This window comes from Paenibacillus phytorum, from assembly GCF_013141715.1.
Lineage (GTDB): Bacteria > Bacillota > Bacilli > Paenibacillales > NBRC-103111 > Paenibacillus_E > Paenibacillus_E phytorum.
In genome coordinates this window covers 62,057-77,364 of sequence record NZ_WHOA01000165.1, presented here as the reverse complement: position 1 = coordinate 77,364, position 15,308 = coordinate 62,057, and the positions used below count along the sequence as shown (strand labels likewise).

Below are 15,308 nucleotides of genomic sequence, written 5' to 3'. Positions count from 1 at the left end.
TGTAACACATACTCCGGAATAGAGGGATTCGTATGGCCGAAGATTTCAAAGTCATTGATGCAGATGTCCACAATGAACAGAATGATGCCGACTTGCTGCCGTACCTGGCAGAACCATGGCGGTCACGCGTAGCGAATACCGGAATCGGGTATGCCGGCTCCGGTTACTATTCGCCTGTAGGTGTCATGAAGAAGGACGCCATTCCGGCCAGCGGCGGCAAAGCTGGCTCGGACCCAGACCTCATGATCAAGCAGCTGCTTGAGGGCTACAATGTTGAATACTGCGTGTTGACCGGGGTTGTGTATAATATTTCAACGACGCACGACCCTGATTACGCAGCTGTGATTTGCTCTGCCTACAACGACTATTTGATTGGTGAATGGCTTGGTAAACACAAGGCGTTCAAGGGCGCCATGGCCGTCGCCACGCAGGACCCGTATCTTGCCGCTAAAGAGATCGACCGTGTCGGGGGCCATCCCGATATCGTCGAAGTCATGATTTCCAGTGCGGCTCGTGCTCCCCTCGGCCAGCGAATGTATCATCCTATCTATGAAGCTGCGGAGCGGAATGGTTTACCTATTGCGATTCATCCGGGCGCGGAAGGAGGGGGCAGTTCCACGGCACCTACCGCTGCTGGGTATCCGTCCCGTTACATCGAGTGGCATACATGCTTGTCGCAAATGTTCATGGCTCATCTCGTCAGCATGGTTTGCGAGGGCGTATTCGAGAAGTTCCCGCGGTTGAAAGTAGTGCTTACCGAGGGTGGTATTGCCTGGCTGCCGCACCTGATGTGGAGGCTGGATAAGAACTATAAAGCGCTCCGCTCCACCGTCCCTTGGCTGAAGAAGCTGCCTAGTCAGTACATTCGAGAGCATTGCTATTTAACTACACAGCCCATTGAGGAGCCAGACAATCCGCAGCATTTGATCGATTTGTTCAATATGATTGATGCCGAGAATATGATTCTGTATTCGAGTGATTATCCGCATTGGGACTTCGATTCACCAAGTATGATTCTGCGGAGACTAAAGCCGGAGGCGAAGCGTAAAATCTTTTACGAAAATGCCAAAAGCCTATATAACCTTTAACTCACGGAGGACCTTATGACGGTACATTACGTGCTGGATGCGGACGCTGTCTCCGAAGGCGGTCACGCCGTCGTCACGATCGAGGGGAAGAGCATCGGCATTTACCGGATAAACGATGAATATTACGCTTTAAACAATTATTGCCCCCACCAAGGGGCGCCGATGTGCGCAGGACTCGTTTCTGGTACTACGCTTCCTTCGGACGTGTATGAATACGAGTACGGTAAAAAGGGCGAAATCATCCGCTGTCCTTGGCATGGCTGGGAATTCGATATTCGAACCGGCAAATCTTTATTCAGCGATAAGATTTGGGTGAAAACGTATAAGGTGAATGTGCAAGACGGCAAAGTTGGTGTTGATCTGGTAAGAAAGTAGACAGCGAGAAGAAGCGGAATATGAGGGATCGAATGGGCGGAAAACGCCCATTTGATCCCCTTTATTTTTTTAGCTGCATGATAGAACTGATTTCATTGAAGTATGCTATTCTTCGCTAAAAAATGGCAATTTTCGGTCGGAAAAAAGTAGACAGAAGCAGTCATTTTTCGCTATGTACAACTGAGAAAGTTCAAGCTAAAAATCTGCCGTTTTCTAATATCATTCCCAAGAAAAGCATCGACTCCTTGTATCCTTAAGTCAAAATATGCCCACCCTCAACATGAAGAACAGTCCCGGTCACAAAACCATTTTGAATCAAGTAAAGTACGCTCTGTGCGACATCTTCTGCTGTGCCAGTTCGTTTCACAGGAAGTTTGCTTGCTACTTTTGCATAGAAATCATTGCGCGCTTCTTCAGTCATTTTACTGCGTGAAGGCGTATCAATAATACCGGGTGAAATGATATTCACTCGAATTGGTGCAAGCTCCAATGCCAAGGTTTGGCCTAGATTCGCAACTGCTGCATTGACTGCGCCAAGTGTAGCAGAACCAATCATCGCTTTGTAGGCAACGACGCCAGAGAATAAGGTGATTGATCCGTTCGCTGAAATTTTCGGTGCACCGTATTTAGCGGCATAGTATTGGCCCCAAAATTTGTTTTCGAACAACTGCCGCGCTTGGGTTGTATCCGTTTGGAGAAATGAACCGCCAGATGTTTCCGCTGCACTTACCACAAGATGATCGAACTGGCCGACGGTTTCAAAGAAAGATTGTACTTGCTGCTCTTGTGTCGTATCCAGCGTGTAAACCGCAGCTCGAGATCCCAGCTCCTCTTTGGCCTTCTGCAATTTATCTTCGGACCGGCTGGCAATGATCACATCTGCCCCAAGCGCTATGACTTGTTTAGCTGTTTCCAAACCAATTCCAGAACTTCCACCGATAATCACTACTTTTTGATATTGTAACATGGTTATTCCTCCTGATTTTGTATTATTAGAAATTCAATACCTCTTCTAGATGTACATCAAGTTCGTATACAAATTGATCAATATTCGAATTTTTGACGACATCATAACAAGCGAAGCTCTTTAGAGGCTGCATTCCGATAAATTCCTGTACGCGATGCAAGTGACTCACTGCTTCTTCTAAGTTATTCCCTTTAAAAAACTGAGTTGGATCGTTAAATGCTTCTTTAGGGGCATTCCAAGTCGTCGAAAACATATATTTTTTGCCAGTTAATAATCCGCCACTCCCATATTGATCGGCACCCTTGAAAAATAATCCGTAAGCATAGATTTCGTCCATATATGTTTTAAATAACCCAGGAACACTGAACCAGTAGACGGGTGTTTGGTAAATGATAATATCAGCCCAGAGAAATTTTTGTTGTTCTTCTTCGATTGAATATCCGTTTTGAATAATTGTTGTTTGGATATTGTTCTTTTTTTCTAACAAACTTACCATGCTATCCATCAAAGTTTGATTCAATTTCCCCGACGATGAACCATATTTTTGGTGACCATTAATAATCAGTATGTTTTTCATCTTCACTCTTCTCCTCCATAGGTTCTCTACTGCTTAACCCAGATGTTTCAATTCTTTATAGGAATGGAACAATTGGCTCTTCGCTATTATAGATGTAGTTAATTCATTTAGGGAAGTAGTGATATTTATTTCATATAATTTCCGAAAAGTTACTTTTGTGATATGATGGGCTAAATCAATCGTTTTTTTATGGAGGATATTCTTATGAGTACTATTGAACCGATCGTACTGACCAAAGGAACACCTGGTGTGCCTTGTCCCATTGCCAAAACACTTGACGTGATTGGGACTAAATGGACCTTTTTAATCATTCGGGATCTTCTTATCGAAGGTACGCTGCGATTCAGCGACTTGTTGAAATCAATGGATGGCATTAGTCCAAAAACGCTGTCGCTCCGTCTTAAGGCGCTAGAAGAATATGGGGTATTGGAAAGGAAAGTGTTTCCCGAAGTCCCCCCTCGTGTTGAATATACGTTAACGGAAAAAGGAAAGAGATTGGAAAGTATTTTTGTTGAATTAAAAAGATTTGGATTATATTTGTAAAAGATGTTCAATAAAAAAACCAGGAAACAACACTTTTTTTGTGTTACTTCCTGGTTTTTTTTAGGATTCCACCGAGCTTATTTTTTCTCTATTTAATATCCCTATAAAGAGATCAGCTATATGTGGATCGAATTGTAAACCTTTATTTTTGCTTATTTCGTTGATAGCTAATTCTATATTTAGAGAGCTTTGTGGGCATTCACGTATTCAGTACCTTTTTTACAGCTTCAGCTACTCTGTCTTTATCAAAAGGCTTCACAATAAAATCTCTAGCGCCAAGGGTAATGGCTTCAATGACAAAGGATTGTTGCCCCATTGCTGAGACCATAATGATCTTTGAATCGCTCTTGTAACTTTTAATTTCCTTTAATGCAGTAATACCATCCATCTCGGGCATTGTAATATCCAACGTAATGATGTCAGGTGAATGCTGTAAAAACAGAGAGATGGCCTCAAGTCCATTCGATGCTTCGGCTACAATTTCATGCCCTAATTCTAAGAGGATGTTCTTAATCATCAATCGCATAAAGATAGAATCATCTACAACCATTAGTCTCGCCATTTTAATTATCACCTTTCAGGGGGACTTTCTACCTAGCTATTTACTGTTATAGATGGCTACCCGTTACATAAGGAATACTCCCCTTATAAGAAGAATAAGGGGAGTTGTGGATATGTCCCTTCCTTCGGTAACTGGCAAGCATAGCGAAGTATTTCGCCTTAGCTCCTTTAGCTTTGCGTCACTAATTTTCATTAGCTTTGCTCTTATCGTTTAACAGAAGAATTACGATTTATTCATTTATTCTAAAGTATAGCACTCTTATTACTAGTAATAAAGTACTAGTATTAAAGTTGCGGTGAGACTGCCCTTGATTTGTGTTAACCAAGTAAGTGTTATGCTGCCCGAGCGTTTTTTTTTGTTTATCTGTCACTACTATCAAGCAATATTTGTAAGACATTCGGGAAATTGGATCATTTAGATGTGTTGTAGGTAAATAATGCCCTTTTTCAGTGAGAAAGACGAACGATTCTCTTGATTTATTCTGAAATCCTATGTATTATTAAGATAGAATTTACATGCATAAGGGTTGATAATTAATCTTGAAGGTGATTCCATGCCACAACTAGATTCTAATGAATACAAGAAGAAGCTGTGTCACCTCTATAACGAAATTTCCAAAGAGCTGTTCGGCTTTGGCACAACACTGCTGAAGGTTTCAATTGAACAAAACATTATTACTTTTCATGCTAAGCATCGCCGCTCACCACGTTCAACTGCATTGGAAGGCGAGGCGCCAACGCTCAAACACGAAGTCGATTTTTATATGTCCTCTATATACAAGAAGAGAATCCGGGACAGGCTGGAGCAAGAACTTGGTTTATCTATGGATGCGGTATTAAGGGACTATGACCCGCCGACGCAATGGGCAATAACGAACATTATTCTTAAACAAACCGAATAGTTTAGTCGGGCGGAGTTCTCTTTTGATTTATCTTAAGAGGAAACCACATGTATACCAATAGATGTCACTTTACATTGTTTACAATGAAAAGTGCTCTTGATTAGAAGCTTCTTTCTATCAAGGGTACTTTTCTTTTTTTTGCATAGCTGGATTTAAGGCGAAACGCGCATAGTTCTGGGGTCTTGAAGAATACTAGTAAAAAATTAACAGGGGATTCACGCATTAAAATCATACATGATAAAACTTGGGAGGACGATGAAATTATGAGACAAAAAATGGTTCGTGGTTTAATTTCTTTATCTGTAGTAGGACTAGCCTTAACAGGTTGCGGCACAGCGAAGGACCAGGGCAATACAAGTGGAGCTACAACAGCACCCACAGCAGCTGCCACAGCGGCATCCAAAGGGGAACCAACAACATTAATCATTTCCACCTGGGGTTTTGCGGATGATTTCTTTAAGAAAGAAGTGTACGCACCATTTGAGAAAGAGCATAATGCTAAGATCGTTCTAGAAATAGGCAACAACGCAGAACGTTTGAACAAAGTGAAACAAGGCAGCTCGAGTGTGGATCTCATTTATTTATCCGACTATTACGCACAACAAGGAATTGAAGCTGGACTGTTCGATAAGATCGACCGCAGTCGTATTCCAAACTTGAAAGACATTTATGATTTGGCTAAGGCGCCTCTAGGCGAAGATTACGGTCCTGCCTACACAGTAGGTAGATTGGGTATTGCCTACAATCCGAAAGCAACCACCAAAGAGATCAAGTCATGGAGCGACCTCTGGAGCCCTGAGCTTTCCAAGAAGCTGACACTTCCTAACATCACATCAACAACAGGCCCAATGGTTTTGGATGCAGCATCTGTTGTCGCTGGTAGCACGACGTTTAATGAGGATCAAGCTTTCGCTAAGGTTAAGGAAGTGAATAAAGGAGTCGTTAAATACTACGGCCAAACTTCCGAATTCGTTAATATGTTCTCGCAAGGGGAAATTGCAGCTGGACCTATCATGGAAATGTATGTGAAGGATTTGAAAGCAGCTGTGCCAGAAACGAAGTTCGTCTCCCCGCAAGAAGGAGCTTACGCCGTTATGAACACGGTCAACGTGATTAAAGGAAGCAAAAATAAGCAACTGGCTGAGGATTTTATCAACTGGCATTTGAGCAAGGAAGTACAGGAGAAATCAGCGAAAGCGAAAGTAGATTCACCTGTAAATACGACACTTCAGCTTTCGCCTGAAGAAGCTACGGGGATTACCTATGGCGCTGACGTCGTAAGTAAACTTCGCAAATTGGATATGAAATTCGTCAATCAGAATCTCAAAGCATGGATTGCTCGCTGGAACAAAGAAGTTGCTCAATAAATAAAACCAATCAAGGGTATATGCTTATATATCCTTGATTTCTTCAATAGGACTTAAAGGGGGCTTAGTCATGAAAAAGAAGGTCATCCTAGATGTAGACACGGGTGTGGATGATGCGCTAGGTATTCTGTTGGCAGTCCGCAGCGGAGAGATGGATGTTCTCGGAATTACAACCGTGAATGGCAACGTTTCGCTGGACCAAGCGACTAAGAATACATGTAAGATCCTCCAACTGCTTGGGATGGGAGAGAAGATTCCTGTCGTTAAAGGGGCAGACAAGCCTTTGATGCGAGCTTCTCACTTTGAGCATCATGTTCACGGCAATGACGGGCTTGGCGGCGCTTTAAGCGATATGCGGGTTCATATGCAGACGACCGCTGGACATGCCTCCGATTTTATCGTGGATCAAGTGCGGAAGCACGTTGGAGAAGTCACTTTAGTTATGACAGCTCCATTAACGAATCTGGCTTTGGCGGTTATGAAGCATCCTGATCTGATTCATCAGGTCAAGGAAGTGATTGTAATGGGAGGCGTCGTACAAGGCTTCGGCAATGTAACGCCAACAGCGGAGTACAATATGTACGTCGATCCGGAAGCTGCGAAGATCGTTTTCCAGGCAGGGTTTCCATCCTTAACCCTTGTAGGGTTAGATGTGACGCGTAAAGCTCTCCTGACTGATGAACATATCCGGGAGCTCGGAGATTCTCCTATAGCTCGATATGTTCAGGAAAGCACCGCGAATTATATGAAGCGTTACTATGAACGTAATGGAGTTCGGGCCTGTGCGCTTCATGATCCACTTGCAGTTGGAGTGGCTCTGAATAAACAGCTTGTCAAGACACGCCATTATTACGTTGATGTCGAAACCCGAAGTGAGCTGTGTGACGGACAAACCGTATGCGATTTCCAGAACCGCTTATCCAAAGAGGCTAATGTTCATGTGTGTACGGAGGTATCGGCTGACGAATTCCTCCAGCTTTTTATAAACGCGCTGCGTGCCTAGCGAACCCAGGAACAGGAGTAAAGCTACATGAAAAAAAAGTTCTTATTCTTATTATTGCTACCGGGACTACTGTTCCTGATGATTTTCATGGTGGTACCGATCCTTCTCACGATAGGTTCAACCTTTTTCGATAAAGGGACATTTACGCTTGGAGGGTACTTAAATTTCTTTAAAGACCCTTATTTTCTCAAAATCGTATGGACGACGCTGCGTGTCAGCTTGGTAACCACCCTATTTTGCATATTGCTTGGATTTCCTGTGGCTTACTTTATCTCCAAACAGAGTCCGAGACAAAAAGCGGTCTTACTGGCATTAGCAATTTTCCCGCTGCTTACGAGCTCGGTTGTCAGGTCGTTCAGCTGGATGATTATTTTAGGTAAAAAAGGGCTGCTCAATAATGCCTTGATGGCCATTGGTATCATCCAAGAGCCACTCGATATTTTGTACACGCCAGCTGCGATGATGATTGGTCTTCTCCATTTGTTTCTTCCGCTCATCATTATTACGTTGGTCGGTGTTCTTGAGAATATAGATCCGGATCTGATCAAAGCGGCGGAGAGCTTGGGAGCTAACCGATTTACGGCTTTCGTCAAGGTCATCGTGCCGCTTAGTGTACCCGGATTAATTATAGGCAGTATCCTTGTTTTTGTCGGAAGCTTGACAGCTTATACGACACCGGCTTTGCTCGGAGGCAAGCAGCGGGTCATTTCTACATTCCTCTATCAGAATGCGATTACTCTGAACGATTGGTATCTCGCCTCCGTCATTGCCGTGATTATGATCGTGATCACCTTCGTGGTTATTGCGCTTATGAACAAACTGGCTACTAAATTAAATCCGAAGGGGTAGAAGTATGCGGGAGAAGAATCGAGGACTGGCCTTATTTACGCTTCTTGTCTACATGTTCTTGCTCGGGCCGCTCGTCATTATTGCATTTGCTTCATTTGAGCCAGGGAGTGTATTGAAATTCCCACCGACAGGATTCTCATTGAAATGGTACCGCAACATTTTGGAAGTCAAGATGTTCATGACGACCGCAGGTACCTCTGTTATCGTATCGTTGATCGGTAATTTGTTTGCACTGCTGCTTGGTATCCCAGCGGCTTATGCGTTAAGCCGGTTTGAGTTTAAGGGGAAAGGGGCGCTTAATGCGATTTTTATTTCCCCAGTACTTATTCCAGGTATCGTGCTTGGGTTTACGATGCTCAAGTACCTTATCGTCACCTATCACCTGCCGATCTATGCAGCTTTGCTGATTGGACATACCGTGATTATGCTTCCTTTTATTATCCGCGTCATTGCATCAAGCTTATCGAATTTCGATTTTGCGATTGAGGAAGCTGCTTTAAGCCTTGGCGCTGGTCAGCTTAAAACCTTTTTCAAAGTAGTCTTACCGAACATCAAGTCCGGTATTATCGCAGCCATTCTTATCGCATTTTTAGAATCATTTAATAATGTCGACATTTCAGTCTTTATGACGGGTCCCGGAGTCAGTACGCTGCCTATACAGATGCTTACGTACGTGGAGAATCATTTTGATCCAACAATTGCCGCTATTTCTGTCTTACTAATGCTCTTCACTGCCGTACTTATGTTCATCATTGAACGGTTGATGGGTTTATCCTATTTCACCAAACGATAACGGAGGCTTTCATCCATGGCATTGCTATCACTGGAAAATATTTCGGTTGCCTATGACCAGCAATATATTCTGCAGGACTTCAACCTAAGTGTTGAAAAAGGAAGTCTGATCTCGCTGCTGGGTCCTAGTGGATGCGGGAAAACGACGACTTTGCGGCTAATCGCGGGATTTATTGAGGCAAGGGCAGGCAAATTTTCACTTAACGGAAAAGATTATACGCACGTTCCCGTCAACAAACGGAACTTCGGATTCGTGTTTCAGAGCTATGCTTTGTTTCCACACTTATCCATTTATGATAATGTAGCTTTCGGTCTGCGTCTTCGAAAAGTGAGTGGGGCAGAGATCGATCGGCGTGTCCGGAACATCCTTGATATCGTAAGCTTGTCCGGCTTCGAAAAGCGGTTTCCGAAGGAACTTTCAGGCGGCCAAAGACAGCGGGTCGCGATTGCCAGGGCGCTTGTGATCGAGCCGGAACTGCTGCTCTTCGACGAACCGCTAAGCAATTTGGACGCTAATCTGCGTATTAACATGCGGGTGGAGATCCGCCGCATCCAGCAGGAGCTTGGTATCACTACTGTCTATGTATCGCACGATCAGGAAGAGTGCTTCTCCATCTCCGATCAAGTTGCGATTATGAATAAAGGCATCATTGAACAGCTTGGCGCTCCAGCGGCGATATTTAAATACCCAAAAACGGAGTTTGTGGCTCGGTTTATTGGCTTTACGAATTTTATTACTTTCGATTCAAGGTTTGATGGAAACGAAGAGATTGCGTTGAAAGTCAAAGATTATATGTTCGCCGTTACGAAGCATGCCAGCAAAGGAGAACAGCTGGGTAAGCAAGGGGCTATTCGTCCGGATGATGTCGTGATTGGAATGCCAGATGAAATCGAGGCAGGAGCGAATCGTTTGACAGGTCGCGTCAAGGTCAGCACCTTCCTTGGAAGAAGCTATCAATACGTTGTCGAGACGGAGCTGGGAAATTTCACAGTGAATAAAGAAATGGAGCTTCCTTACCTGAACGGTCAAGAGGTTCGGATTCTTTTTCCTAGCGAGAAATTAGTTCTAGTTGAGTAATGTACTTGGAGGCGAAGACAGATGCGTGTAGATTTACTGATTGAGAATGTACGAATTTATAATAGTTATTTTAAAACATTTATTCAAGGCAATGCAGCGATCTTAGATGGAAGATTTCTATATATCGGGGAACGGGCTACCGACAGATTCGAAGCAGACCAGCGCTTGGACGGACAAGGACGTTATATGATTCCCGGCCTCATTGATATCCATCTGCATATCGAAAGCACAATGGTCACGCCGGAAACGTTCTCTTATGGACTCATTCGCAACGGTGTTACAACCATCGTTCCAGAACCTCATGAGATCGCCAATGTCTTCGGACTTGACGGGGTGAGGGAATTCATTAAAGCTAGTCAGCATTGTGTGGCGGACATGTTCTACGCCATCCCGAGTTCGGTTCCTGCTACTTCGATGGAAACGACCGGAGGCGCGATTGAAATCGAGGATTTGGACGAGCTGCTTCGTACCGAACGAATTATTTGTTTAGGCGAAATCATGAACTATGTGGATGTCATCACAGATCCTGACTGCAAAACGAATCACATCTTAAACCATATCCGCAGCCACTATCCTCATCTCATTATAGAAGGGCATGTCCCGAAACTATTAGATCTAGATTTGCATCGAATGATCTATAGCGGGGTAGATTCCGATCATACACATCAATCGATCGAGGGCATGGAAGCTCGGATCGCTGCGGGTATGTTTATTGAAATTCAAGAAAAATCGATGACGCCTGAAGTGATGGCGTATTTGATGGAGCATGAAGTATCCGAGCATTATTGCTTTGTTACCGATGATGTGATGGCCGACTCCTTCGAGCGTCGGGGCCACTTGAATCACCTTGTTCGCAAAGCGATCGGCATGGGCATGAAGCCTGAGCAGGCAATTTATGCCAGCACACTTTCTCCAGCCAAAAGAATGCGGATGTATGATCGCGGCGTAATTGCACCCGGTAAAATTGGTGATTTTCAACTGATCTCCAATCTGGAGCAGCTGACAATCGACCAAGTGTACAAGCATGGCCTCAAAGTCTATGACGTGAACGAACCGTACCAACCTACCGACCATTCACCCGCTTTTCCAGATCACTACTATCAAAGCGTTCATATGTCACCGTTAACAGAAGCGGACTTCTCAGTGAACACAGAAGCAGCTGATGGCCGGTATGCTTGCCGAGCAATGATAGTAAAGGATGGCTCAACGTTTACAGAGGAGCATCAGGTTGATGTAGAAGTTCGTCAAGGAAAGCTTAACTGGCAGGAAAGCGGTTATGGACTCATTGCTACGTTTGAGCGCTATGGGAAAAATGGGAATCGCGCTTATGGTTTAATCGGCGGTGATACGATCAAGCGAGGAGCCATAGCAACGACTTATTCGCACGATAACCATAACATGCTTGTTGTCGGGCACAATCCCGTCGATATGATGATCGCGGCTAATGAGGTCATCAAGAATCAAGGGGGCTTCAGCGTTGTTGAGGACGGCAATGTGATAGCTAGTCTTGAGCTGCCTGTCGGAGGTATTTTAACTGAAGTCCCTTTGGAGCAAGTTGCCAAGGAAGTTGAGCAGCTGCGCAAGGCCATGGAATCGTTAGGCTACTGCCATTATAATCCGATCATGTCGATCAGCACGCATTCTTTACCTGTTAGTCCTGCACTGAAAATAACGGATTTTGGTTTAATAGATGTGAATGAAGGGAAAGTTGTGCCTTTAATCATACACGGTTAAATGGAAAAGCTAAGTCATGGATGGTTATCACCATAGTGGCTTGGCTTTTTTTGTTTATTGATAACCATCGATTGCATAGGATCTGAGGCCCACCTACAAGTCTATCCAGGAGTTAAGTAGAAATTATAAATGATCTAAATGACATGTAGAATATGTTAATAATATATTGTATAATTCGAATGACAAGTCGTTCCAGTCATACATTCAAATTATGAGGAGGTTTATAATGAGAAAAACCAGTTTATTCGTCTTGTTTGTATGCTTTTCTATTGTCATCTCACTCTTAGGAACATCTGTGTCTACATCCGCTGCAGCTAATGAATCAGAGTCAGATCATAAAACAACTCTTTCTCAAAGTGGTTCGCCGCAATTGGACGCTAACTATGTAAAGGCTGCTGTTAAAGCCAAGAAGCTTTACGTGATCCGTTTGGGCGATATGTCAGAAACGGAAAGTGTCATGATCGCTTCGCTGCAAGGGCTACTCGCTAATAAGTCTTCTAATCAAATTTACATACTGCCCGATTCCGGGAATTACAAGATATGGCTGGACGATTTGGTCCAAAAATACGGGGTGAAAACGGAATTTATCCGTGATCCTTGGAAGCTCGTGAAGGAATTCAAGAAGCAGTTTGATGGCTATTTACTATGGGAAAAGGGGAACAGCTCCATCAATGCAGCTACTTCACTAGCCCATTTGAAGCAAGCCATCTTAATTGAAAAAGGCGATGTTAAACAAGCCAAAAGCTATAAGCAATTGATGGATCTCTCAATGAAGGATGAAGCATGGGTCAAGCAAAAATACTGGAACCAGCTCAACCATCGCACCTTGATCGAGCAAAAAGGGGAGACGAGCGAAGAATTGGCGTCCGGTATGGGCGGCAAACTACGAGATTACGCTGTAATGGCTAACGCTTTCACCTTTTATGATGGGAACAGCGCGTTCCGACAATCCGTCGTTGCTGACGCGGAGCCAGATGCTGTCATTTTAGGATGGGGAGATGCGTCAAATGGTGAAGACGCTTTCATACGTCCGAGTTCGTCAGCGGGTGTATACACACTGCCGGCAGATCATGCCTATAATTTGTCAGTGTTAAGCAGCTTTAACATCAAAGAGCTCAAACAGAAGGATACGACGCAGCCTGCAGTTCAGGATCAGGTGCATTATGTGTCATTCGTCATGTCAGATGGTGATAATATTCAATGGATGCTAAATGATTTGGCCGAGAAGGGCAAGCCTTGGTTTGGCAACCCAAACCGTGGGAATTTCGATATGGGTTGGGCTGTTTCTCCCAGCATGATGGATTTGGCACCGACTGTTCTGGAACGTTTTTATACGGATGGTACAAAGAAAGATAATTTTGTCGTTGGTCCGTCAGGCGGCGGATATATGTATCCGTCCATGTACCCGGAGCAGGAATTGGATACACATCTCAATAGGTTAAACATTTATATGGGCAAAGCTGATTTATCGCTTGTTGAAGTTATTGATTTTAATGCTTTCAACAAAAAGGCGATGTGGGATAAGTATACGGCTCAGCCGAATATCGATGGCGTTATTTATTTGGAATACAGTAACCATAAAGCGTTAAACGGGGCCTTGAAATGGTCTAACAATAAGCCTATTGTCACTCCGCGTGAAATGCTATGGCATGGCATCGCTGGAAGCGATGTTAATTCGGTTGCGCAGCATATCAATGCGGCTCCAAGAAATCCGAAGAGTGCTGCAGGCTACTCACTCGTTCTCGTTCATGCCTGGTCATCATCGATGGACGAAGTAAAGGCTGTTATCGATCAACTTCAAGGCGATGTTCAAGTTGTAACGCCTGAAAAAATGGTGAAGCTAATTCAAAATAACGTATCTAAAGAGGATACAGAAGTAGCCAACAAGGTGTATGAGGCGGAAACCGATTTTGGCCATAATACAGGGAAGTTGGATGGTGATGGCTGGTCAGCTAATCCGCAGGAGCATGCTGCCGGATATATGCTCTTCGGACCGGGTGCCTCAGACATTCCTGCAGGTCGCAACCAAGTTAAGTTCAAAACCATGATTGACCGTGTGACTGGCGATAATGATCGTGTACTGAATCTAGATATCTATGATGATACAGCTGGAGTAGTTGTGGCTGAGAAAGCCGTGCATCGCTCCGAGTTCCAAAGCGCCGACACGTACCATAATTCGACACTTGAGGCCGACTTTGTGGCAGGTCATTCTTATCAGTTCAGAGCTTGGTATGATGGCAACGCCAAGGTTAAAATCGATCGAGTCACCGTCGTGATGAACCGTAATTTAGCACAGCGACTCTATGAAGCAGAGAATGATTTCGGGCATAACACAGGGGCGCTTGACGGAGATGGCTGGTTGGCAAATATCGAGCAGCACGGATCCGGTCATATGTTATATGGACCTTATGTGGCCGATTTACCATCAGGTGTGCATGATGTCACTTTCCGCATGAAGGCTTCGGGTGCGACTGGATCTGACGATACCATTGCTATCATTGATATTAACAATGCGAGTGCTGATCAAATTATTGCTTCAAAAGAGCTGAAATTACGGGATTTTGCCGTACAAGATCAGTACATGGATATAAGTTTAGAGGACGTTGACTTTTCGCTTGGCAGCACCTATGAATTCCGTGTGCATTTCGAAGATAAGGCGAACGTCAAAGTTGACCATGTGAGACTGGATATGCCAGAAATAACAAAGCCGAATACACAATCGCTTTATTTTAAATTCGGTGGATCCAATGTAAACTCGTTGGTGTTCGGAACGGATGCAGGCCAAAAGCAGCTGCAGCTGTGGGGGAAAGCGAGCGAGCAAGGCAAGCCGGACGTTAATCTGACGGTAGATGGGACTTGGACCGTTGCGCAAGGTGAAGCTACGGTCACTATCGGTGCCGGCGGCGCTCTGCAGGTGCTTCAAAGCGGGGATGCCATCGTGAACGCGACATACAATGGCCTTGAAGCGCAGATTCCGATTCATGTATCGGCGAACTATACGAGCCGTATTTTCGAAGCGGAGCGTGACTTCGGCCATAATACGGGAGCTGCAGCCGCAGATGGTTGGTATGCGAATCCGCAGGAACATGCGGCAGGTCATATGCTGCATGGTCCCGGGGTAGCGGATCTCCCATCCGGAAGCCTTAAAGTCGACTTCCGCATTAAGATCGACAATCCGGCAGGCGGTTCCGAGCGGGTGCTGAATCTCGACATCTATGACGGAACAGGCAACAAAGTAACTGGCGAAAAAGCCGTGCTGCGCAGTGATTTCAATGCCGCTGATACGTATCAGTCCATTATGATGGAGGCTGATTTCGTACTGGGGCATGCCTATCAGTTCCGCGTGTGGTACGACGACAATGCGACTGTGCAGATCGACAATGTGACGGTGCGTATTCCACAATAAACTATTTGTTAATTATTACCGTGAAGGAAATGTCTGTCCCCTTAGGGAAATGAAGAGACAGTTATG

At 44.5% G+C, this 15,308-nt stretch carries 14 protein-coding genes and 1 riboswitch; of the genes, 11 read left to right on the top strand and 3 right to left on the bottom strand.

From position 1 onward, the window contains the following. The first annotated feature begins 32 nt into the window (after positions 1-32). Both GC098_RS24445 and GC098_RS24440 read left to right on the top strand, forming a co-directional pair. A complete protein-coding gene (locus GC098_RS24445; protein WP_171645828.1) occupies positions 33-1,088 on the top strand; it encodes an amidohydrolase family protein in 1,056 nt (351 codons plus the stop codon). A 15-nt stretch (positions 1,089-1,103) separates the two neighbouring features. After that, positions 1,104-1,463, top strand: coding sequence for a Rieske (2Fe-2S) protein (locus GC098_RS24440; protein ID WP_171645827.1), 360 nt, complete (start codon positions 1,104-1,106; stop codon positions 1,461-1,463). Between the two features lie 253 nt (positions 1,464-1,716). Here the strand turns inward: GC098_RS24440 and GC098_RS24435 are convergent, their stop codons facing one another. Then, positions 1,717-2,463, bottom strand: a complete 747-nt coding sequence (locus GC098_RS24435; RefSeq protein ID WP_376773946.1) for an SDR family oxidoreductase — start codon at positions 2,461-2,463, stop codon at positions 1,717-1,719. Then, positions 2,456-3,007: an NAD(P)H-dependent oxidoreductase gene (locus tag GC098_RS24430; RefSeq protein WP_171645825.1), complete on the bottom strand. Its 552-nt coding sequence runs from the start codon at positions 3,005-3,007 to the stop codon at positions 2,456-2,458. Before GC098_RS24430 ends, GC098_RS24435 begins: the two co-directional genes overlap by 8 nt. 204 nt (positions 3,008-3,211) lie before the next feature. Between GC098_RS24430 and GC098_RS24425 the strand changes: the two genes are divergently transcribed. Then, positions 3,212-3,550, top strand: coding sequence for a winged helix-turn-helix transcriptional regulator (locus GC098_RS24425; RefSeq protein ID WP_171645824.1), 339 nt, complete (start codon positions 3,212-3,214; stop codon positions 3,548-3,550). A gap of 199 nt (positions 3,551-3,749) precedes the next feature. Here the strand turns inward: GC098_RS24425 and GC098_RS24420 are convergent, their stop codons facing one another. Beyond that, positions 3,750-4,112: a response regulator gene (locus tag GC098_RS24420; protein ID WP_171645823.1), complete on the bottom strand. Its 363-nt coding sequence runs from the start codon at positions 4,110-4,112 to the stop codon at positions 3,750-3,752. 123 nt (positions 4,113-4,235) lie between these two features. Then, positions 4,236-4,324: riboswitch (cyclic di-GMP riboswitch) on the bottom strand. Between the two features lie 341 nt (positions 4,325-4,665). On the opposite strand from GC098_RS24420, the gene GC098_RS24415 reads away from it, so the two are divergent. The 8 genes from GC098_RS24415 to GC098_RS24380 all read left to right on the top strand — a co-directional run bounded on the left by GC098_RS24415 (position 4,666) and on the right by GC098_RS24380 (position 15,242). Then, positions 4,666-5,013 (top strand): DUF2294 domain-containing protein, encoded by a 348-nt coding sequence (locus tag GC098_RS24415; RefSeq protein ID WP_171645822.1) that lies wholly within the window; start codon positions 4,666-4,668, stop codon positions 5,011-5,013. A gap of 263 nt (positions 5,014-5,276) precedes the next feature. Then, on the top strand, positions 5,277-6,380 hold the full coding sequence (locus GC098_RS24410; protein WP_171645821.1) for an ABC transporter substrate-binding protein: 1,104 nt from the start codon (positions 5,277-5,279) through the stop codon (positions 6,378-6,380). A 70-nt stretch (positions 6,381-6,450) separates the two neighbouring features. Beyond that, the gene (locus GC098_RS24405; protein WP_171645820.1) at positions 6,451-7,383 is read left to right on the top strand and encodes a nucleoside hydrolase; all 933 of its coding nucleotides are present in this window, start codon (positions 6,451-6,453) and stop codon (positions 7,381-7,383) included. Positions 7,384-7,410: 27 nt separating this feature from the next. Beyond that, positions 7,411-8,232 (top strand): ABC transporter permease, encoded by an 822-nt coding sequence (locus GC098_RS24400; RefSeq protein ID WP_171645819.1) that lies wholly within the window; start codon positions 7,411-7,413, stop codon positions 8,230-8,232. A 4-nt stretch (positions 8,233-8,236) separates the two neighbouring features. Continuing rightward, positions 8,237-9,025 carry an ABC transporter permease gene (locus GC098_RS24395; RefSeq protein ID WP_171645818.1) on the top strand — a complete coding sequence of 263 codons (789 nt, stop codon included), beginning with the start codon at positions 8,237-8,239 and terminating at the stop codon, positions 9,023-9,025. 15 nt (positions 9,026-9,040) lie between these two features. Beyond that, entirely contained in the window at positions 9,041-10,102 is a 1,062-nt protein-coding gene (locus GC098_RS24390) for an ABC transporter ATP-binding protein (protein WP_171645817.1), read from the top strand. A gap of 21 nt (positions 10,103-10,123) precedes the next feature. Beyond that, on the top strand, positions 10,124-11,836 hold the full coding sequence (locus GC098_RS24385; RefSeq protein WP_171645816.1) for an adenine deaminase C-terminal domain-containing protein: 1,713 nt from the start codon (positions 10,124-10,126) through the stop codon (positions 11,834-11,836). 226 nt (positions 11,837-12,062) lie between these two features. Next, complete coding sequence (locus tag GC098_RS24380; protein ID WP_171645815.1) at positions 12,063-15,242, top strand: GxGYxYP domain-containing protein; 3,180 nt, start codon at positions 12,063-12,065, stop codon at positions 15,240-15,242. Positions 15,243-15,308: the final 66 nt, after the last annotated feature.

Excerpts from the sequence above, each read along its gene's own strand:
- GC098_RS24445 (WP_171645828.1), top strand. The coding sequence starts at position 33 with ATGGCCGAAGATTTCAAAGTCATTGATGCAGATGTCCACAATGAACAG.
- GC098_RS24440 (WP_171645827.1), top strand. The coding sequence starts at position 1,104 with ATGACGGTACATTACGTGCTGGATGCGGACGCTGTCTCCGAAGGCGGT.
- GC098_RS24430 (WP_171645825.1), bottom strand. The coding sequence starts at position 3,007 with ATGAAAAACATACTGATTATTAATGGTCACCAAAAATATGGTTCATCG.
- GC098_RS24425 (WP_171645824.1), top strand. The coding sequence starts at position 3,212 with ATGAGTACTATTGAACCGATCGTACTGACCAAAGGAACACCTGGTGTG.
- GC098_RS24420 (WP_171645823.1), bottom strand. The coding sequence starts at position 4,112 with ATGGCGAGACTAATGGTTGTAGATGATTCTATCTTTATGCGATTGATG.
- GC098_RS24415 (WP_171645822.1), top strand. The coding sequence starts at position 4,666 with ATGCCACAACTAGATTCTAATGAATACAAGAAGAAGCTGTGTCACCTC.
- GC098_RS24410 (WP_171645821.1), top strand. The coding sequence starts at position 5,277 with ATGAGACAAAAAATGGTTCGTGGTTTAATTTCTTTATCTGTAGTAGGA.
- GC098_RS24405 (WP_171645820.1), top strand. The coding sequence starts at position 6,451 with ATGAAAAAGAAGGTCATCCTAGATGTAGACACGGGTGTGGATGATGCG.
- GC098_RS24400 (WP_171645819.1), top strand. The coding sequence starts at position 7,411 with ATGAAAAAAAAGTTCTTATTCTTATTATTGCTACCGGGACTACTGTTC.
- GC098_RS24395 (WP_171645818.1), top strand. The coding sequence starts at position 8,237 with ATGCGGGAGAAGAATCGAGGACTGGCCTTATTTACGCTTCTTGTCTAC.
- GC098_RS24390 (WP_171645817.1), top strand. The coding sequence starts at position 9,041 with ATGGCATTGCTATCACTGGAAAATATTTCGGTTGCCTATGACCAGCAA.
- GC098_RS24385 (WP_171645816.1), top strand. The coding sequence starts at position 10,124 with ATGCGTGTAGATTTACTGATTGAGAATGTACGAATTTATAATAGTTAT.
- GC098_RS24380 (WP_171645815.1), top strand. The coding sequence starts at position 12,063 with ATGAGAAAAACCAGTTTATTCGTCTTGTTTGTATGCTTTTCTATTGTC.